The organism is Lysobacter sp. cf310, assembly GCF_900114355.1.
GTDB lineage: Bacteria > Pseudomonadota > Gammaproteobacteria > Xanthomonadales > Xanthomonadaceae > Lysobacter.
In genome coordinates, this window is the sequence record NZ_FOSS01000004.1 from 244,967 (window position 1) to 263,845 (window position 18,879).

The 18,879-nt window shown below is 70.1% G+C and carries 16 protein-coding genes; 5 read left to right on the plus strand and 11 right to left on the minus strand.

The window, feature by feature from the left end; genetic code table 11:
* Nucleotides 1–184 precede the first annotated feature (184 nt).
* The 7 genes from BMZ45_RS15585 to BMZ45_RS15615 form a co-directional block, all read right to left on the minus strand.
* Nucleotides 185–1,573, minus strand: a complete 1,389-nt coding sequence (locus tag BMZ45_RS15585) for an alpha/beta hydrolase family protein (RefSeq protein WP_175489099.1) — start codon at nt 1,571–1,573, stop codon at nt 185–187.
* Nucleotides 1,574–1,954: 381 nt separating this feature from the next.
* Nucleotides 1,955–3,379 carry a sialate O-acetylesterase gene (locus tag BMZ45_RS15590; protein WP_091637453.1) on the minus strand — a complete coding sequence of 475 codons (1,425 nt, stop codon included), beginning with the start codon at nt 3,377–3,379 and terminating at the stop codon, nt 1,955–1,957.
* Nucleotides 3,380–4,053: 674 nt separating this feature from the next.
* Entirely contained in the window at nt 4,054–5,844 is a 1,791-nt protein-coding gene (locus BMZ45_RS15595; protein WP_091637454.1) for a DUF885 domain-containing protein, read from the minus strand.
* A gap of 265 nt (nt 5,845–6,109) precedes the next feature.
* Nucleotides 6,110–7,027, minus strand: coding sequence for a DUF6708 domain-containing protein (locus BMZ45_RS21855; RefSeq protein ID WP_217643215.1), 918 nt, complete (start codon nt 7,025–7,027; stop codon nt 6,110–6,112).
* 61 nt (nt 7,028–7,088) lie between these two features.
* The gene (locus BMZ45_RS15605; protein ID WP_091637455.1) at nt 7,089–8,675 is read right to left on the minus strand and encodes an aldehyde dehydrogenase family protein; all 1,587 of its coding nucleotides are present in this window, start codon (nt 8,673–8,675) and stop codon (nt 7,089–7,091) included.
* Between the two features lie 28 nt (nt 8,676–8,703).
* Nucleotides 8,704–9,609, minus strand: coding sequence for a dihydrodipicolinate synthase family protein (locus tag BMZ45_RS15610; protein ID WP_091637456.1), 906 nt, complete (start codon nt 9,607–9,609; stop codon nt 8,704–8,706).
* A 50-nt stretch (nt 9,610–9,659) separates the two neighbouring features.
* Complete coding sequence (locus tag BMZ45_RS15615; RefSeq protein WP_091637763.1) at nt 9,660–10,604, minus strand: proline racemase family protein; 945 nt, start codon at nt 10,602–10,604, stop codon at nt 9,660–9,662.
* Between the two features lie 103 nt (nt 10,605–10,707).
* On the opposite strand from BMZ45_RS15615, the gene BMZ45_RS15620 reads away from it, so the two are divergent.
* A complete protein-coding gene (locus BMZ45_RS15620; protein WP_057161789.1) occupies nt 10,708–11,442 on the plus strand; it encodes an AraC family transcriptional regulator in 735 nt (244 codons plus the stop codon).
* Here the strand turns inward: BMZ45_RS15620 and BMZ45_RS15625 are convergent.
* Nucleotides 11,411–12,298 (minus strand): sulfite exporter TauE/SafE family protein, encoded by an 888-nt coding sequence (locus BMZ45_RS15625; protein WP_091637457.1) that lies wholly within the window; start codon nt 12,296–12,298, stop codon nt 11,411–11,413. The genes BMZ45_RS15620 and BMZ45_RS15625 overlap by 32 nt on opposite strands.
* 186 nt (nt 12,299–12,484) lie before the next feature.
* Between BMZ45_RS15625 and BMZ45_RS15630 the strand changes: the two genes are divergently transcribed.
* Together BMZ45_RS15630 and aceK are read left to right on the plus strand one after the other, a co-directional pair.
* Complete coding sequence (locus tag BMZ45_RS15630) at nt 12,485–13,711, plus strand: NAD(P)/FAD-dependent oxidoreductase (protein WP_217643216.1); 1,227 nt, start codon at nt 12,485–12,487, stop codon at nt 13,709–13,711.
* A 52-nt stretch (nt 13,712–13,763) separates the two neighbouring features.
* Nucleotides 13,764–15,494, plus strand: coding sequence for a bifunctional isocitrate dehydrogenase kinase/phosphatase (gene aceK, locus BMZ45_RS15635; RefSeq protein WP_091637459.1), 1,731 nt, complete (start codon nt 13,764–13,766; stop codon nt 15,492–15,494).
* A 3-nt stretch (nt 15,495–15,497) separates the two neighbouring features.
* Here the strand turns inward: aceK and BMZ45_RS15640 are convergent, their stop codons facing one another.
* From BMZ45_RS15640 to BMZ45_RS15650, 3 genes are all read right to left on the minus strand, one after another.
* Entirely contained in the window at nt 15,498–15,980 is a 483-nt protein-coding gene (locus BMZ45_RS15640) for an RES family NAD+ phosphorylase (RefSeq protein ID WP_217643217.1), read from the minus strand.
* 38 nt (nt 15,981–16,018) lie between these two features.
* Nucleotides 16,019–16,390, minus strand: coding sequence for a DUF2384 domain-containing protein (locus BMZ45_RS15645; protein WP_091637461.1), 372 nt, complete (start codon nt 16,388–16,390; stop codon nt 16,019–16,021).
* A gap of 130 nt (nt 16,391–16,520) precedes the next feature.
* Nucleotides 16,521–16,712 (minus strand): hypothetical protein, encoded by a 192-nt coding sequence (locus BMZ45_RS15650; RefSeq protein ID WP_091637462.1) that lies wholly within the window; start codon nt 16,710–16,712, stop codon nt 16,521–16,523.
* A 127-nt stretch (nt 16,713–16,839) separates the two neighbouring features.
* On the opposite strand from BMZ45_RS15650, the gene BMZ45_RS15655 reads away from it, so the two are divergent.
* Both BMZ45_RS15655 and BMZ45_RS15660 read left to right on the plus strand, forming a co-directional pair.
* A complete protein-coding gene (locus tag BMZ45_RS15655; protein WP_091637463.1) occupies nt 16,840–17,787 on the plus strand; it encodes a LysR substrate-binding domain-containing protein in 948 nt (315 codons plus the stop codon).
* A gap of 79 nt (nt 17,788–17,866) precedes the next feature.
* The gene (locus BMZ45_RS15660; RefSeq protein WP_091637464.1) at nt 17,867–18,730 is read left to right on the plus strand and encodes a class I SAM-dependent methyltransferase; all 864 of its coding nucleotides are present in this window, start codon (nt 17,867–17,869) and stop codon (nt 18,728–18,730) included.
* The last annotated feature ends 149 nt before the right edge of the window (nt 18,731–18,879 follow it).

An 18,879-nucleotide genomic window follows, 5' to 3' on the forward strand; every position in this document is an offset into this window, starting at 1 on the left:
GGAACCCCTGTTCGCGTATCGGTAGGCGCACGACGCGCCGCCGCGCCCCCTGGCGCGGGCGCCATGGTCGGCAACGCGGTCGGATCGTGTCAACGCGGGCGCATGCCCCTGCGCCGAACCGGTTGGCCGCAAAAAAAAGGGCGCCCTGCGGCGCCCTTCGTTGATGCCGGCGGTGCGCGTCGGCTTAAGGCTTGGCGGCCTTGGGCGCGGCGGCGGGCGGTGCCGCCGGCGCGGCAGGCGCGGCGCCGGTCAGCACCTGCGCGTCGCCGTACGGGCCGCGGCCGAGCTTGCCGGTCTTGATCCAGTCCAGCTGCATGCGGAAGTAACCGTCGGCGATGCGGGTCTCGGTGCGCTCGCCGTTGGCGTCGGTTTCGAACTTGAGGATGCCGTGGTCGGTGTCGGGGAACACCACCAGGGTCAGCGGACGGCCTTCGGCGGCGACCGACTGCAGGCGCTGGCGGGTTTCCTCCGGCGGTGCTTCGCGGTCGGCGCCGGCCAGCATCCACAACTGCGGCACCTTGAGTTCGCGCAGCACCGGCATCGGGTCGTAGTCCCAGCTGGTGCCCTTGTCCAGCTCGGGCTCCATCGCCTTGAGCTGCTGCGGGGTGTGCGAGACGACCAGGCCGGTGTACTCGCCCTTCATCGCGCCCCACCACTTCTCCTGGCCGTACTTGTTGCGCGCCACGGTCAGCGCGTCCCAGCCGTCCTTGCCGTGCGAGGCGACGATTTTGCCGGTGGCGTCGGTGACTTCGCGCGCCTTGGCCACCACGTCGTCGCCGTAGCCGGCGTTGCGCAGATCCAATGCGACCTGGCCGGCGTCCTCGCCCAGCGGGCTGATCGCCATGCCGTAGCCGACCGCGACGAAGGCGGCCTCGGGCGTCTTGCTGGCGGCCAGCGGCGCGATCCAGCCGGCCTGGCTGCCGCCCGAGAAACCGATCCGGCCGGCGCGCTTGCCGGCCAGGCGCTTGGCTTCGCGCAGCGCGGCCTTGGCGTCGTCGGACAGCAGATAGAAATCCTGGGTGTACTTGCCGCCGGATTCGCCGGTGCCGCGCTTGTCGTAGACGAACACGCCGACGCCGTTGGCCGGGTACAGGTTCTGCATGTGATAGCGGTTGACGCCGGAGTAGTCCTCCGAGCCGTGCACGGTGACGATGATCGGCACCGGGCCGGTGCCGGGCGGGAGCACCAGGCGGCCGCGCAGGTTGACGTCGTTGCCTTCGAAGCGGGTCTCGGTGATGTCGAACTTGAGCTTGCGCCCGTTCTTGCCCTCGAAGGCGATCTTGCCCTGGCCGCAGTCGCCGAAGCTCACGCGCACGTTGTCGGGGCGCTCGGTCCAGCCCAGGGTGCTGGCCCACTGGCCGTCGCGCTCGCTCAGGCGGCCGGTGCGGCCGTCGATCAGGCGCCAGCGCAAGGCGCCTTTGTCGGCATTGGCGACGTCGACGATGCTGCCGTCGTCGAGGCGGTAGGCGCCGGCGTGGCAGCTGGTGGTGTCGGTGGCGTTGGAGGCGAACGCGGCCGGGCTGGTCAGCAACAGCAGCGGCAGCAGGGAGCGCGGAATTCGGCTGTACGGCATGGGGCAGTCTCGGTGGTCGGCGCGCGGCGCCGGGGTGGTATCCACAGGATCGATGCGAAAACCCGGGTCAGCGTTGCAATTGTTCCGCATCGCAGCCACAGGTCATGTGCAAGACGATCATAGACCGCGCGCAGCGTTCGGGATCGGGCGATCCGTCGCCGCGGCGCCCATGCTCGGCCGCAGGCGAGCATGCTACGGCAGACCGGCGCCGGCCGAGGCGTCGGCGGGTCGGGGATGCGAACCCGGTCCGGTTCGGGATGGTCCGGTTCGGGATGCGTCGGGCCGGTTCGGAGCAAGGGCCGCGCTGCGCCGGCGCGGCCGTGCCGGAAGGTGCAGGGCCGGCCCGAGGCTACGACCCCGCGGACCGGCCACTGCGGTTGCTCAGGGATTGAAGCGCAGGTAGAGGTTGGCCCAACGCTGGCCGATGGCGATGGTCTGGTTGGCGGTGTAGTGGATGCCGTCGGGCGCGAAGCCGCAGCGGATGTCGTCGGTGGCGACGAAGAACACCCGGGACGGATCGGCGGCGGCGGCGTTGACCATGCCCATGTTCACCTGATGCACGGTGGCCTGGTAGGACGCGAAGGCGGGCATGTAGGGATTGATCTGGGTCAGATAGAACTGCAGCTCAGGCGCCTCGATATCGGTGCGCACGTCGGCGATGAACTGCTTGATGTTGGCCTCGTACTGCGCGGCGCCGCCGTAGATCGCGTCGGTCTCGCCCTGCAGCCAGAACATCGCGCGCAGCCTGGGCGTGTAGCCCTGCGCGCGCAACTGGGCGAGCATGGTCTGGATGTGCTGGATCATCGGCGGATACAGCGCTTCGTAGCCGGCCGGATTGCGCTTCTGGAAGCCGTAGTACAGGCCCGCCCCGCCGACGGCGTACTTGATCACCGCGATCGGCGCCTTGCTCAGCGCGGCCAGATCGCCGCCCAGCGACAGCTCCGGGCCGAAGCCGTCGTAATTGCCCGAGAAGCCCGAGCCCTGGGTGTCGAGCTGCCCCATGGAGCCGATGTTGGCGACAGCGTCGGATAGCGAGCGCTGGTGATAGCCCAGCAAGGCGCGCGAATCCGGCCAAGCGGCGTAGTGCAGGTTGGCGCTGCCGAGTTGATCGGTGCGCGCGGTCCAGCCGTGCGCGTTGGACTGCCCGGCCACGATCACCACGTCGATCGGCATCGTCGCGCGCGCCGGCAACGGCGTCTTGCTCAGGCGCACGTTGTCCAGATCGGTGTAGCCGTAATTGGGCACGACCTGGCGCAGGCGGATGCGCAGGCGCTCGCCCACGCCGGCCGGCGCCGGGCCGCTGTCGAACAGGCGCGTGGTGTCGGTGAACTGCGCCGAGGGTGCGAGATTGCGGCCGATGCCGCTCCAGGCGCCGACCAGATGGCCGTTCTCGGTTTCCAGGCGGATGTCGTAGCCGGCAAAAAGATCCTTGCCGTTCTGATCGGGCGTACGCGTTCCGCTGGCGACACTGAGGGTATAGCGGGTATTGGCTTGCAGGCGCTCGCTCAACAGCTGTTGCAAGCCGCCGCCGTCGCTGTAATGGAATTCGGCCTGGGCACCGTCGAAGCCGACGGTGGCGCCGGGATAGAACGCGTCGCTGCCGGCCGCATTCGGCGCGATCAGACCGCTGAGCGAGTTCGTGCCGGTCGCGGTCCAACCGCTGGGCACCCGCACCGCGGCAGCCCCCGCGATGGGATCGAGCTCGAAGCTGGGGTTGTCGATCGCGATGGCGGTCTGCGCGCTCGCGGCGCCGGCAAACGGTAGGCACAGCGTCGCGATGGCGAGGAAACGGGCAATGACGGACATGGCAAGACTCACGGGTCGTAAGCGACGGTTCCAGCGGCGTCGATAGCGGATCGACGTCGCCGGAGGCACGGGCAAACTGCGCTCACCTCGGGAACATCTCCGAACCGTTCCAGTCCAGGACAGCCGGTGCGTGCGATGTGCGCGCGGCTGGGCCCGGCGTCGGACCGACCGCGCATGGGATCGAAATGCGAGCGCGGGTCGTATGCGTCGGTTCGGTAGGGTGCTGGGCGCTCCAGGCTTGAGGTGTTGCAGGATGCGCGATCAGTCTTGGCGGGTGAGCGCGCGCGCGTCCATGTGACCTTGGTCGCGTGCGATTCGCGGTTGCCTGGCGCGCGGATTCGTCCACGTTTTTCGTGGTTGTTTGGTGCGCTGTTATGGGCGGTTTCGGTTTTGGGCGGGGGTGGCGGCGTGGTCGCGGTGGCGCGGTCGCGGCTTGCGCCGCTCCTACAGGGGCCGGCGGGTTTGCGTCGGATGTGTGTGATGCGATCGCGGCTTACGCCGCTCCCACAGAAATCCACGCCTCTTCGATGTAGGGGCGGCGCAAGCCGCGACCGCGTCGCTTCACCAACGACGCCAGCTTCGCGCTCTCTGTGGGAGCGGCGTAAGCCGCGATGGCGCGCAACCTGCCACAGGCGCCGTCCCCGCTCGCGGGACGACGCGGTCCAGGTGTTCGCTCAGCGCGCGGCGGCGGCCGGCGCGGTGGCCGCCTCGGCTTGGCTCGTAGCAACGAAGCGACGCATCTCGCGCTCCAGCACCGGCAGCGGCACCGAACCCAGGTTCAGCAGGGTGTCGTGGAACTTGGCCTCGTTGAAGCGCGTGCCCAATGTCGTTTCGGCTTCGCTGCGCAGCTGGCGGATGCTGCGATAGCCCAGGTAATAGGCCAGGGCCTGGCCGGGCCAACTGATGTAGCGGTCGACCTCGGTACGGATGTCGTGCGGCGCCAGCGCGGTGTGCTGCGACAGATAGTCGATCGCCTGCTGGCGGCTCCAGCCGTATTCGTGCAGACCGGTGTCGATGACCAGGCGCGCGGCGCGCCACATTTCGAAGGTCAGGCGGCCGAAGTCCTCGTAGGGCGTTTCGTACACGCCCAGCTCGATGCCCAGCCATTCGGTGTACAGGCCCCAGCCTTCGCCGTAGCCGGAGAAATAGGTCTGGCGGCGGAAGTCCGGACGGTCCGGTGCTTCCAGCGCCATCGCCGCCTGGTGGCTGTGCCCGGGCACGCATTCGTGCAGGGTCAGCGCAGCCAGCGTGTACAGCGGCCGCGATGGCAGGTCGTAGGTGTTCATCAGGCACGAGTCCAGGCCGCCGCGCCCGGAGGTGTAGACCGGCGCGATGTCGTCGGGCACCGGCAGGATCGCGAAGCGCTTGCGCGGCAGCTGGGTGAACAGATCCTCGAGGCGGCCGTCGACCTTTTTGGTCACGTAGGCCGAATACGACAGCAGCTCGCGCGGGGTCTTGGCGTAGAACTGCGGGTCGCTGCGCAGGAACGCCAGAAACTCCTCGAAGCTGCCCTTGAAGCCGGCCTTGCGCATCACCTCGCGCATCTCGGCCGAGATGCGCGCGACCTCCTGCTTGCCGATCTCGTGGATCTGCGCGGGAGTCAGCTCGGTGGTGGTGTATTCGCGGATCTGGCTGCGGTAGAAGGCCGCGCCGTCGGGCAGCTCGCGCGCGGCGGTGCTGGTGCGCGTGCGCGGCAGGTATTCCTCGCGCATGAAGCGCAGCAGCTTGGCGTAGGCCGGCGCGACTTCGTCGCGGATCGCGCGCTCGCCCTCGGCCTGCAGGGCGCGCCGCGTCTGTTCTCCCAAGTGCGCGGGAATCGCGGCGAAGGTGGCGGTGAACGGATTGTCGGCGCCGCTCTTGGCATAGGCCTCAATGGTGCGGTCGCGGCCTTCGATCGCCACGCGCGGCACGCTGTAGCCGCGCGCCAGGCCCGCGCGCATGTTGGCGATGTTCTCGTCGAAGTAGCGCGGCAGGTCGTGCAGGCGGCCGAGCAGGCGGCGGTACTCCTCGGCCTTCTGATAGGGGCGACGCGGATTGAGCCCGCCCCAGAAGAAGGTGTCGCTGTTGAACGGCGCCTCATAGGTGCGGTAGCGCGCGTTGTTGAGCTCGATCGCGACCGAGGTGCGGAACACCGCGGCGTTGATGCGTTCCTCGTCCGACAGTTGCGTCTCCGGCAGCGCGTCGAGCTGGGCCAGCGCCTTTTCCCAGTAGGCGACGCGGCGCTGCCAGGCCTGCGGGGTGACGCTGGGCATGCGGTCGCCGTCTTCCCAGCGGCCGTCGGGCTCGCGCACGCGCACGAATTCCTGCTGACGCCAGCGCCACTCGGCGTCGTACAGCTCGCGCAACTGGCGCGTGGCCTCGTTGGGCGCGGCGACGGCGACGGCTTCGGCGGCGCTGGCGGGCGTTACGCCGGCCAACGACAGCACGGCAAGCAGCAGGGGCGGACACAGCAGGCGAACGATCATGCGTGGACTCTCGGCGTAGGCGGATGCGGGCGGAGCGGGAGACGCGCATCGATCCGACCCAATCGCGGCAGGCGCGCAGCCAAGGTCGTTGCGGTCCCGATGAGGTCGATACAGCGTTGCACGCCGTTGGGGTGAGCGTCACGCAGCGCGGCCGGCAGGCGGTCCCGGCGCGCATGGTCGCGACCAAGCGGTACGGCGTAGCGATGATGGGACGCGTATGCCGATCGGGGTGGCGCCGGCATGGCGAGCGTTGCGATAGGGTTGGTCATTCGCGAATGCCTGCCAGTCCATGCACGGTTTGTTCGCTCAAGGCAGGCCCGCCGGCGGCAGCGATGACCTCCGGCGGGAACTGCGGCAGCTGGCCCGTCCCCGAACGCCGCAGGCGCTCGCCCGACTGGATCGGCGGGCCGTCTTCCTCCATGTAGCGCCGGATGTGCTCATACAGGCGCCACAGCAGTTCATCCTCCCACCAGCCCTTGTAGCCGATGGTCACGATCTCCTTGCATTGCCTGGCTTGCTGGGGGTCGCCCCACAGCAAGGCCAGCAGATAGGAAGATCGCATCGTTTCGCCCGTCAACTCGCTGAGCCGATAGCTGCGCGCATGGGCGTCGTCCCAGCGATAGGTCTTTACCTCGCCGACGCCGGCACATTGCCAGAATGTCCAGAAACGCATCGGGATGACGGTGAAGAACGAGACCTCTCGGGTCTTGCGATTGAACAGGACCGGGAGATCGCGCGGCGTAAGGAATCCGACCCTGAAGAAAAACAGCGCCGCAACCAGAAAGAACAGCGCGGCGATCGTCGAAACGACGGCCATCGACAAGTTCAGGGCATGATCCGCCTGGTTCGGATCCAGCGTCGCGATCGCTTCGACGGCGCCCCATCCGAACATGCAGGCGGCGAAGCCGATCAGGACCGCGTACAACCCCATCATGAATCCGATCTCGCTGGTGCCCGCCGGCGCGCCGACCACGATGGCGTCGGCATGAACGCTCAGCAAGGAATCGCAGGAGCTCGCCTCGCCATGCACGGATTCGCGCTTCTCGCGCGGGGCGACGCGCCAGGGGGCTGTCCCACCCAAGAGGGTTTTCTTGCGCGTCCGCTCGACGAATTCGAAATGCGGATCGGGCGCATTCCATTGCGGCAGGCGAATATCGTAGTCCGGGTGGTTCGCACGACTCATGATCGTTCACTGGGCGAGTGGATCGATGCGGAACCCGGCGGCGCGCATCGATCCGATCGCCTCAGGCGCTAGAGCCGACGTCGGCGGTGGTCCAGATTCCGTCGATACAGCGTTGCACGCCGCCGGGGTTGGCGTCACGCAGCTCGGGCGGCAGGCGGTCCTGGCGCACGTTGTCGTAACTATGCAGCGCCGCATAGCGATGGATGGACGCTGGCATGCCGACCGAGGTGAAACCGGCGTGGCTGGTGCTGGGGTACGGACCGCCGTGCTGCATGGCCGGGCTTACCGCCACGCCGGTCGGCCACTTGTCGTCGATCAGACGGCCCACGCGCGGACGCAAGGCCGCGGCGAGGCGCGCGTACTCGGCCTCGTCGCTGCCGTCGGCGGCGCTGTGCAGGCTGCCGGTGAGGTTGCCGTCGAAGGCGCGCGCGATCGCCACGGCCTGGTCGGCGTCGCGATAACGCAGCAGCAGCGACACCGGCCCGAAGGCTTCCTGCTGCAGGGCTTCGGCGGCGGCGAGGAAGTCCGCGCCGTCCACGCTCAACAGGGTCGGCGCATAACGCGCGCCGGGACCCGACGCCTGCGCCGCGCCGGCCACCACCCGCGCGCCGGCCGCGCGCAGCCGCGTCACCGCCAGCTCCAGCTGGCGCTGCACGCCTGCAGAGAACAGCACCGCCGGCGCCGCGGCGGCGAAGCGCGCGGCGGCGGCGGCGACGAAGGCGTCGCCCGCCTCGTCCATCGGCAACACCACCACGCCGGGATTGGTGCAGAACTGACCGCTGCCCAGCGTGCACGAGGCGTAGAAGTCCTGCGCCAGGGTCTCGCCGCGCTCGCGCAGCGCGCCGGGCAGCAGGAACACTGGATTCACGCTCGACATCTCGGCGTAGATCGGGATGCCCGCGCGGTCCGCCGCGGCCTTCAGCGCCAGGCCGCCGCCGCGGCTGCCGGTGAAACCGATCGCACCCAGGCGGCGGTCGCCGGCCAGCTGCAGGCCGCGCTCGGGATCGAGCTCGTACAGCAGTTGCACCGCCGCTTCCGGCAGCCCGCTCGCGTGCACCGCCTCGTGGGCGATGCGCGCGAGCACGCGGCTGGTGCCCGGGTGGGACGGATGGGCCTTGGCGATCACCGGATTGCGCGCGGCGATGGCGGAGGCGAAATCGCTGCCGGCCACCGCGTTGAAGGCGAACGGGAAATTGTTGGGGCCGAACACCAGCACCGGTTTGTGCAGGGGCGCGTAGTGCGCGCGCAGACCGGCCTGGGTATCGATGACCGGCTGCGTCCAGGCGTAGGCGTGCACCGCCGCCGCGGCCTGGCGCAGTTGGCCGGTGGTGCGCGGCAGTTCGACCGCGGACAACCGCGGCGCCAGCGGCAGCGCGGTTTCGGCGTGCGCGATCGCGACCAGCTCGTCCGCGGCGGCCTCGATGCCGGCCGCGTAACGCTCCAGGAAATCGGCGATGCGCGCGGGCGCGGTGGCCGCCAGTTCGTCGGCGGCCGCGCTGGCCGCGGCCACGGCCGCCTCGATATCGCGCGGGCCCGAGCGCGGAAAGATCTCGCCGATGGGCTCGCCGCTGGTCGGATCCAACGCGCGAAAGCCGCCGGCGTCGTCGCGGCTTTGCTGCCATTGGCCTGCGATCAGAATCGGTTGCATGCGCTGGTTCCTCGCGGGATGGCCTGGATCAAAGCTTGGGGCGCGTAGCCAGGGCGTGCTCGATCACCGCCAGCGCCTCGGCGCGTTCGGCGCCCTCCACCAGCAGACGCGGCGCGCGCACGCGCTCGTCGCCCATGCCCACGCGCTGCTGCTGCAGTTTGATCAGCTGCACGAACTTGGGCACGGTGTCCATGCGCAGCAGCGGCAGCAGCCAGGCGTAGAGGTCCATCGCCGCCGCCGCGCCGCCGTCGCGGGCCTGTTCGAACACGCGCACCGATTCGGCCGGGAAGGCGTTGACCACGCCGGCGATCCAGCCCACCGCACCCATGGACACGCCCTCCACGATCGCGTCGTCCATGCCGACCATGAGTTCCAGGCGGTCGCCCAGCAGCGCCTTGATCGCGGCGAAGCGGCGGATGTCGCAGGAGGATTCCTTGACCGCCTGCAGGTTCGGATAGGCGGCGGCGAGCTCGGCGATGCGCTCGGGCACGAAGTCGGTCTTGTAGGCGACCGGGTTGTTGTACAGCAGCACCGGCAGGTCGGTGGCCTCGAGGATGGCGCGCATATGCGCGCCCATCTCGCGCCAGTCGGTGGAGTAGACGTAGGGTGGCAGCGCCATCAGGCCGCGCGCGCCCAGGCGCTCGGCGGCCTGGGCCAGGCGCACGGCCTCGGCGGTGGACAGGGCGGCGATGCCGGGGATCACCGGCGCGCGATCGCCCAGCGCCGCGACCAGGGTTTCGATGATCGCCAGCTTCTCGTCGAACGACAGCGTCGCGCCCTCGCCCAGCGAACCCAAGGGCACGATGCCCGTGCAGCCGGCGTCGATGAGCTGGTTGGCGTGGCGGGCGAGGAAGGCGTGGTCGACCGAGCCGTCGGCGGCGAACGGCGTGGTGATGGCGGGCACGACGCCGCGCCAGAAACTTGCGTTGCTCATGTAGGGATCCTGTTCGATGCGGTGTTGAAAGGGTTCGCGGCGCGCGGCGTCTACTCGGGACGCACGCCCCAGGCGAAGGGGTCGTCGTCCTCGACCAGCAGCCGGCCCTGCGCCATCAGATGCGCGCGGCCGCTGATGCGCGGACGGATGCGGCCGTCGGCGGCATGTTCGTAGCTGCCTTCGAACACGCTGCCCAGCACGCTCTCCATGCGCGTGACCGCGCCGGGCGCGAGCGCGCCGTCGGCGGCCAGGCAGGCCAGCTTGGCCGAGAAGCCGGTGCCGCAGGGCGAACGGTCGTAGGCCAGGCCCGGGCACAGCACGAAGTTGCGCGCGTCCACGCCGGGCGCGTGGGCGGCGCCGTTGAGTTCGATGTGGTCGATCTCCGCTTCGCCGGCGCCGCGCACGCCGGCGGCTTCCAGCGCGCGCCGGATCGCCTCGGTGTAGGCGGTCAGCTCGCGCCAATGCGCGATCGTCAGCGGGATCGTGCCGTCGCGGGTGATGTAGAACCAGTTGCCGCCCCAGGCCACGTCGCCGCGCACGCGGCCGTAGCCTGGCACGTCCAGCGTTACGTTCTGGGCGTGGCGATAGCTTTCGACGTTGTCGATGGAGACCAGTCCGTCGGCGTGCAGTTGCGCCACCACCGTGCCCACTGGCGTGTCGATCGCATGCCGGCCCGGGCCGATCCGGCCCAGGTGGGCGAGCGTGCGCACCAGACCGATGGTGCCGTGGCCGCACATGCCCAGGGTGCCGACGTTGTTGAAGAAGATCGTCGAGGCCACCGAGAACACGTGCTGCGGCGGCAGCAGCAAGGCGCCGACCATGGCGTCGGAGCCGCGCGGCTCGCAGGCGATCGCGCTGCGCCAGCGGTCGTGGTGGGCGGCGAAGGCCGCGCGCTGCTCGGCCAGATCGCCGGTGCCCAGATCGGGCAGGCCGGACAGCACCACCCGCGTGGGTTCGCCGCCGGTGTGGCTGTCGATGTAGTCGATGCTGCGCATGATCGCCATGGTCCGGCCGAGGGCGCGTACGGGTCTAGCGGGCTTGCGCCACGGCGGATGCGGAAATCGGCACAAAGTTTCGCGCGCGCCGCATAATCGGACGATGCCTTCCGCGCCGCTGCCGCTGGTGGACCCGGACCTCCTGCAGGAGTTGTTCGATCGTCTGCCCGACGTGGTGTTCTTCATCAAGGACCGTCAGGGCCGCTATACCCACGCCAATCAGACCCTGGTCCAGCGCCTGGGCCTGGGCGGGCGCGAGGCGGTGATCGGCCGCGGCGCGAGCGAGTTGTTCCCGGCGCGCCTGGGCGACAGCTACTCCGCGCAGGACCGGCGCGTGCTCGCGGGCGGGCGCATCGACGACCAACTGGAAATGCACATGTTCCAGAACCGCGCCGCGGGCTGGTGCCTGACCAGCAAGCAGCCGCTGTGGCACGAAGGCGAGGTGCTGGGCCTGATCGGCATCTCGCGCGACCTCGCCCAGCCCGACGGCCGTCATCCCGGCTACGCGCGCCTGCGCCGCGTGCTCGACCACATGGAAGCGCATTACGGCGAACCCGTGCGCATGCAGGCCCTGGCGGAATTGGCGGGCCTGTCGTTGTCGCAACTGGAACGCCAGTTCCGGCGCGTGTTCCAGCTCGCGCCGCAGCAGTGGCTCACGCGCCTGCGCATCGAAGCGGCGATGCAGCGCCTGCACGGCGAGGACACCATCGCGGCGATCGGTCACCAGTGCGGCTTCACCGATCAAAGCGCCTTCAGCCGCCAGTTCAAGGCCAGCGTCGGCCTGACCCCGCGCGACTATCGCCGGCTCAAGCCTGCGCCGCCTTGCGCGCGGACATGAGCATCTGCGCGGCCGCGTACAGCACCACCACCACCACCAGCCAGCGCAGCCATTCCAGCGGCAACGACTTGACCGCGAACGCGGCGATCAGCACGCCCGGAATGCCGCCTACCGCCAGGCCCAGCGCCGCGCGCAGGTCGTAGCGGCCCGAGCGCACGAAGGCGCCGCCGCCGACCGGCATCAGGAAGGCGCAGGCGCCCATCATGATCGGGAACGCGGCGATCGGATTCATGCCCAGCAGCGCGACCAGGATCAGGCAAGGCGCGTACAGGCCGATGCCCAGCATCATCAGCGCGCCCAGCAACAGGCTCACCGCGATCGCGAACACGAGCTTGCCGCCTTCCAATCCCAGCGCGACGCCGCCGCCGGGCAGCCAGTCCAGGTTCGCCGCCAGGAACAGCCCGGCCGCGATCAACAGGGCCACGCCCATGCCGATCTGGATCGCGCGCCGCGGCAGGCGCGCGACCACGCGCACGCCGAGCCAGGCGCCGACCACGGCCGCGCCGATCATGCCCAGCAGGGTGGTCAGGTCGACTTCCACCACCGCGATGAAGATCAGCGCCTGGACCACGGTCGGCAACGCGTTGCCGACGTTCAAGGTGCCGGGAATGCGGTCGTCGTCGACGCGGCCACGCAGCTTGAAGATCGCGGTGGTGGTGGCGAAGGAACCGATGCCCAGGGTGTCGAAGAAGTTGGCGACGAAGCCGGTCGCCAGATCGCGCGCATCCGGCCGGCGCGGCGCATCCGTCGGCACGCGGCGCGCGCGCTCGATCATCCACCAGCGCCCGACATAGCCCAGGGCCAACAGCGTCAGTGCCGACAGCAAAAGGATGGTGCCGTCCCGGATGGGATCCATCGACCGACTCCTGCGCAGCGCACGCGGACGCGTGCCGAGGCATGTTCGGTGCGCGCTGGCGCGCGCGGCTTGTCTGGCTTCCGCGCCCGGCGTGCGGATATTTGCGTAGTCGCCCGCCGCGGCCGCGCCTAGCATCGTGGCTCCTCGTCCGCCCGGGCCGCGCGCTTGAGCCGAACTTCGTCTTCCGTGCTCGTGATCGGCGCCGGCGTGATCGGCCATGCCTGCGCGCTGGGCCTGCAGCAGCGCGGCTGGCGCACGATCCTGACCGACCCCGACCGCGTCGGCGCGGCCGCGTCCTGGGGCAACGCCGGGCATATCGCCACCGAACAGGCGCAGCCGCTGGCCTCGCCGGCGACGCTGCGCTCGGCGCCGCGGCGGCTGTACGCCTTCGGCGGGCCACTGGCGCTGCGCGATCCGCTCAGCATCGCGCCCTGGGTGTGGCGCTATCTGCGCGCCTGCACGCCCGCCTCCTACGAACGCGGCCGGCTGGCCTTGCGCGGCTTGCTCGCGCAGGCGCTGCCGGCCTGGCGACGACTGGCGCAGACCCTGGAGCAACCGGAGCTGCTGCGCGAGACCGGGCACTGGTTGTGCTGGGAGTCCGCCCGCAGCGCGCAGCAGGGCCGCGAGGGCTGGCAGCGCAGCGATATCGGCGACACCCGTTTCGATGCCTTGGCCGCGAGCGACCTCGACGCCCTGCGTACGTCGCTGCGCGCGCCGATCGAAGCCGGCATCGCGTTTTCCGGCACCGCCCAGATCGCCGACCCGCGCCGCTTGGCGGCGGCGTTGCACGAGCGCTACCAGGCCATGGGCGGCGAGCGCCGCTACGACCGCATCGAGGCCTTGAGCATCGACGACGACGGCGTGCTCGCGCGCACCCGCGACGGCGCGCAGCTGCGCGCCGAACGCGTGCTGGTCTGCGCCGGCGCGCGTTCGCGCGGCCTGATGGCCTCGCTGGGCATCGATGCGCCGCTGGTGGCCGAGCGCGGCTACCACCTGCAGTGGGCGGACCACGACTGGCCGGATCGGCCGCCGGTGGTGTTCGAGGACCGCTCGATGATCGTGACCCGTTTCGAAGGCGGCCTGCGCGCGGCCGGTTTCGTCGAATACGCACGCGTGGACTCGCCGCCCGATCCGGGCAAGTGGCGACGCCTGCGCCGGCACGTCGCCGAGCTCGGCCTGCCGGTGCGCGGCGAGCCCAACGAATGGTTCGGCGCGCGCCCGACCCTGCCCGACTATCTGCCGGCGATGGGACGCAGCGCGCGTCACCCGCGCCTGCACTACGCCTTCGGCCACCAGCACCTGGGCCTGACCCTGGCCGCGATCAGCGGCGAGCTGATGGCCCAGGCGATGAGCGGGATCGAGGCGCCGACGGACTTGGCGGCGTTCGATCTGGCCCGCTTCGGCGGCCGATAACAGCCGCCGCGGCGCGCGCATGGCCGCCCCGGCGCGGCCTTACACTGGCCGCATGTCCATCGATTCCGTCGCCCTGGTCGAAGCCGACGCCGTCGCCGCGCAGATCCGCGAGGCCTTCGCCGATTACCACGCGCGCTTCGCCGCGATCACCCGGCGCGCCAAGGGCCGTTTCGAAACCTGCGACTGGAACGGCGCGCGCGACGACGCGGTCGCACGCATCGCCCTGTACGACCGCTGCGTGGCCGAGGCCAGCGATGCGCTGGACGCGCGCCTGGGCGCGCAGGCCCACGACCGCGCGCTGTGGTCGGCGGTGCATGCGCGTTACGCCGAACAGATCGAGCCGCTGCTGGATCGCGAGCTCTACAAGACCTTCTTCAACACCCTGACCCGGCGCTTCTTCAAGACCCGCGGGGTGGACGCGGCGATCGAGTTCGTGGCCCTGGACATCGAGCCCACCGACGCCATCACCCACCCGGTCGCGCGCCACAGCTATGCGGTGTCGGAGGACCGGCTCACCGAAACCCTGATGCGGGTGCTGGACGATTACCCGTTCGCGGTGCCCTACGCGCACCGCACGCGCTGCGCGGCCGGGATCGCGGTGCGCTTGCAGGACGATCTGCACCACTGGGGTCCCAGCCCGGTGCGCGCGATCGAGCTGCTGGACGCGGTGTTCTACCGCGAGCGTCGCGCCTACCTGATCGGGCGGGTGTTCGGCGAGCGCGCGTTTTCGCCCTGCGTGATCGCCCTGGTCAACGACGGCGGCGCGCTGCGCGTCGATGCGGTGCTGACCTTGCGCGCCGACGTGGTCCAGTTGTTCAGTTACTCGCGCAGCTATTTCCACGCCGACCTCACCACGGTCGGCGACGCGGTGGTGTTCCTGCGCACCTTGCTGCCGGGCAAGCCGATCGACGAGCTCTACACCGTGCTCGGCCGCGCCAAGCAGGGCAAGACCGAACGCTATCGCACCTTCTTCCGCCAGTTCGCGGCCCAGGCCGGCGAGCGCCTGGTGCGCGCCGACGGCGAGCGCGGCATGGTGATGGCGGTGTTCACCCTGCCCAGCTATCCGCTGGTGTTCAAACTGATCCGCGACCGCTTCGCCTATCCGAAGGAGATCGCGCGCACCGAAGTCGAGGCCAAGTACGCGCTGGTGTTCCACCACGACCGCGTCGGCCGCCTGGTCGACGCCCAGCCATTCCGCTTCCTGCGCTTTCCGCGCGCGCGCTTCGCACCGGAGCTGCTGGAGGAACTGCTGAGCACCTGCGCCGGCAGCATCACCCAGGACGGCGACGATCTGGTCCTGCACCTGTGTTACGTGGAACGCCGGCTGCGGCCCTTGAACCTGTATCTGCGCGAGCAGCCGCTGGAGGCCGCGCGCGCCGCCGCGATCGACTACGGTCAGGCGATCAAGGATCTGGCCCTGGCCAACATCTTCCCCGGCGACTTGCTGCTGAAGAACTTCGGCGTCTCGCGCCACGGCCGCGCGGTGTTCTACGACTACGACGAGCTGTGCCTGGTCACCGATTGCCGCTTCCGCGCGGTGCCCGAGGCGCGCAATCACGAAGACGAGATGGAATCGGGGGCCTGGTTCTACGCGGCCGGCAACGACGTGTTCCCCGAGCAGTTCCCGCGCTTCCTCGGCCTGGCGCCGCCCCTGCTGGGCGCGCTGCTGCACGCGCACCCCGAGATCTTCCAGGTCGCCTGGTGGCAACAGGTGCAGGCCGCGCTGGTCGCCGGCCGCTACACCGACGTCGCGCCGTATCCCTTGGACCGGCGCCTGCCCTAGCGCTCAGCGCCAGCTGGACGGATCGATCGGCAGGTCCATGCGCGGGTCGTGCACCAGCAGGCGGTCGTCGGCGCCGAGCAGGTCGGGATACACCACCAGGTTCAGGCCGCCGATGCGGCGGGTGGACGGGAACACGACCGCGGCCAGGCCGGCGGCGCGCACGTCGTCGGCGATCACCCAGCTCGGCGGTTCGATCTCGTCCAGGAAGGCCAGGCGCTTCCAGTTGCAGGACAGCTCCTGCCACAGCGGCGCCCATTGCGCGGGGTCGTAACCGGCGCGGAAATCGGCCACGCGCGCGATGCTGACGCGGTAGGCGACCAGGGTACCGGGGCGCACCAGCGGATCGTCCTGGCGGAATTCCTCGATCGCGGTTTCCGGTTCCAGCGCCAGATACAGCGCGTCGATGCCGGGGCGGTTGAGGCGGCCGCCGGCCACGGCCGCGCCGGCGCCGCTGAGCGGCTGGAACGACCAGCGCGGGGTGTGCATGCGATACGCCGGGAGCTCCGGCCCCAGCCCCGCGAGGATCATCCGGTGGCGCCGCCTTCCAGCGTCGCCAGGTAGCGGATCACGGCTTCGGACTTGCCGTCGCGCACCAGATCGGCCGCGGTCTGGTAACCGAACTCGGCGATCGGGTGATTGATGAACCAGAACAGGGTGCGCTCGCGGTCGTCGTTCACGCGGTAGGCCGCGGCCAGCACTTTGACGATGTCGCGCAGGGCGCCTTGCAGCTGCGCCGACTCCGGATTGCCGGTGACGGTGTTGCGGTGCACGCGCGCCAGGCCGGCCAGGTCGCTCACGCCCATGTGCAGGGCCTGGGCCATCCGCACCGGCGACAGAGTCGGGCGCGAGGGCTCGCGTAGGGTTTCGAGGAAGGTGTCGAAGGCGGCGGCGGACACGGCGGGCTCCTGCTCGGTTTGGGCCCATGATACGCCTAAATATTGCACAAGCAAGGCCCGGTTCCGCCTAAAGCAAAGGCCCGGACGAACCGGGCCTGCTAGGGGAGGGAGCGCAGACGAGCCGCCGCCATCAGCAGCACGCGCCAATCGCGCCTGGGCTGGCGCAGCGGGCGGCGGCTTGCGGGACCCCCGCCAGGATGGGCTTGGGAACCACCGCCTTGGCCTCGGCGGCCGGCACGGCCTCGGGCGGGTCGAAGAAGCGGTGATCGGTCAGGTACCCCTGCATGAACAGCAGGTCCTTGTAGATGCTCAAGACGCTCATGACGTGCTCCTGGCGGGACGGGCGCCGGTCCGGAATGGACTGGCTAGTTGAGTAAGGTGCAAGTTACGCTTAGGCTAGGCCTTGAAAAAGCGATCATTCTGCAAGTCAGCCTTGAGCAGGATTCAAGATGAGCCGCCCCCCTCTGCACGCCCTGCTGGGCTTCGCCGCGGCCGCCCGCAGCGGCAACCTGACCCGCGCCGCAGGCTCGATGCACCTCACCGTGAGTGCCTTGAGCCACCAGATCCGTGCACTTGAGGAGCGCCTCGGGCGGCGCCTGTTCGATCGCGGTCCGCGCGGGGTCAAGCTGACCGCCGACGGCGAGCGCCTGATGAACCGGATCGCGCCGCACCTGGAGGCGCTGGACCACGCCCTGCGCCCCTACGCGCCCTGCCGCGACGACGTGCTCACCCTGAGCCTGATGGCCTCGATGGCCTCGGCCTGGCTGGTGCCGCGGCTGGGCGATTTCCTGGCCCTGCACCCGCAGCTGGAGCTCAACCTGCAGTCCAGCACGCGCCTGGTCGATTTCGAACGCGAAACCAATGTCGACGCCGCCCTGCGCGGCGGCTACGGCGGCTGGCCGGGCGTGGTGATCGAGCACCTGTTCGACGAGACCCTGACCCCGGTGGCCAGCCCCAAGCTGGTCGAGCGCATGGGCGGGCTGCCGGCGCTGGAGGATCTGCAGCGCTGGCCGCTGCTCGGCGATCCGGCCGATCACTGGCGCGACTGGTTCGAGCACTACGGCGGCCGCGAACCCAACCGCTACGTCGCCCACTTCGACGATTCCGAGACCATGCACCGCGCCGCCGTCGAAGGCATGGGCGTCGCGCTGGCACGCATGGCGCGCACGCGCTTGCTGATCGAGAACGGCCAGCTGGTGTCGCTGCGCCCCGAACGCCTGCGCACCGACTACGCCCATTACCTGGTGTACCCGCAGCGCTCGGCCGATCACGCCGGCCTGCTCGCGTTCCGCGGCTGGGTGCACGAACAGGCCCAGGCCTATGTGCAGCGCATGCACGACACCCTGCCCAGCGACGAAGCGCTGACGCGGCCGGTGCGCAAGCACTCGCAGACCTGAGCGGGTCCGGGACCACCGGCACTGGCCGCTAACGCGGCAGCGGTTAGGCTGATCGCCCTTTCCGCTCCGAGGCCGACGCATGACCGCTCTCCCCTTGCACCGTCCCTTGCTGATCGCCGTGATCGCCGCCGCGCTCGGCCTGGGCGCCGCGTCGGTCGAAGCCAAGCCACCCGCCGCGAAAGCGGCCGCGGCCACGAAAGCCGCCGGCTTCGAGCGCGTGCTCGCCGGCGACTGGCGCAACGAAAAGAACCGCGCCCGCGACGTCTATCGCCACCCGGCCCAGACCCTGGGCTTCTTCGGCGTGAAGCCGGGCCAGACCGTCATCGAAATCACCCCCGGCGGCGGCTGGTACAGCGAAGTCCTGGCGCCCTACCTCAAGGACGACGGCCAGTACGTCGCCGCGGTGTGGGACGACGCGATTCCGGACCAGCCCAAGTACCGCTACAGCCTCAACACCCAGCTGCGCGCCAAGTTCGCCGACAGCCCGGCGATCTACGGCAAGCCCGACGTGCGCGTGTTCGACCCCAAGGCGCCGAACTTCGGCCCGGCCGGCGGCGCCGACGTGGTGCTGACCTTCCGCAACGCCCACAACTGGGTCTCCGACGGCAACGCGCCGGCCTACTTCAAGGCCTTCTTCGACGCGCTCAAGCCCGGCGGCGTGCTCGGCGTGGTCGATCACCGCGCCAAGCCCGGCACCGATCTGGAGGCGATGAAGAAGTCCGGCTACCTCACCGAAGCGCTGGTGATCGAACTGGCCCAGGGCGCCGGCTTCGTGCTCGACGAGAAGAGCGAGGTCAACGCCAATCCCAAGGACACCGCCGACCATCCCAACGGCGTGTGGACCCTGCCGCCCAGCAACCAGCACGACGCCGCCGACGACGCCAAATACAAGGCGATCGGCGAAAGCGACCGCATGACCCTGCGCTTCAAGAAGCCGGGCTGAGGACGACCGCGCAGCGCGCTTGCGGCCAAGCCGCGGGCGCGCTGCGCGACTCGCGCGGCGAGTGCGGCGTGCGCAGGTCGCAACGCAATCGCGTTCCAGTACAGTGCATGCAAAAGGACGTTGGGGACGGTGGGATGGCTGGACGAACT

Coding starts and splice junctions, on each gene's coding strand:
- BMZ45_RS15585 (WP_175489099.1), bottom strand. CDS start 1,573: ATGCCGTACAGCCGAATTCCGCGCTCCCTGCTGCCGCTGCTGTTGCTG.
- aceK (WP_091637459.1), top strand. CDS start 13,764: ATGTCCATCGATTCCGTCGCCCTGGTCGAAGCCGACGCCGTCGCCGCG.
- BMZ45_RS15610 (WP_091637456.1), bottom strand. CDS start 9,609: ATGAGCAACGCAAGTTTCTGGCGCGGCGTCGTGCCCGCCATCACCACG.
- BMZ45_RS15605 (WP_091637455.1), bottom strand. CDS start 8,675: ATGCAACCGATTCTGATCGCAGGCCAATGGCAGCAAAGCCGCGACGAC.
- BMZ45_RS15660 (WP_091637464.1), top strand. CDS start 17,867: ATGACCGCTCTCCCCTTGCACCGTCCCTTGCTGATCGCCGTGATCGCC.
- BMZ45_RS15655 (WP_091637463.1), top strand. CDS start 16,840: ATGAGCCGCCCCCCTCTGCACGCCCTGCTGGGCTTCGCCGCGGCCGCC.
- BMZ45_RS15590 (WP_091637453.1), bottom strand. CDS start 3,379: ATGTCCGTCATTGCCCGTTTCCTCGCCATCGCGACGCTGTGCCTACCG.
- BMZ45_RS15650 (WP_091637462.1), bottom strand. CDS start 16,712: ATGAGCGTCTTGAGCATCTACAAGGACCTGCTGTTCATGCAGGGGTAC.
- BMZ45_RS21855 (WP_217643215.1), bottom strand. CDS start 7,027: ATGAGTCGTGCGAACCACCCGGACTACGATATTCGCCTGCCGCAATGG.
- BMZ45_RS15620 (WP_057161789.1), top strand. CDS start 10,708: ATGCCTTCCGCGCCGCTGCCGCTGGTGGACCCGGACCTCCTGCAGGAG.
- BMZ45_RS15625 (WP_091637457.1), bottom strand. CDS start 12,298: ATGGATCCCATCCGGGACGGCACCATCCTTTTGCTGTCGGCACTGACG.
- BMZ45_RS15615 (WP_091637763.1), bottom strand. CDS start 10,604: ATGCGCAGCATCGACTACATCGACAGCCACACCGGCGGCGAACCCACG.
- BMZ45_RS15640 (WP_217643217.1), bottom strand. CDS start 15,980: ATGCACACCCCGCGCTGGTCGTTCCAGCCGCTCAGCGGCGCCGGCGCG.
- BMZ45_RS15595 (WP_091637454.1), bottom strand. CDS start 5,844: ATGATCGTTCGCCTGCTGTGTCCGCCCCTGCTGCTTGCCGTGCTGTCG.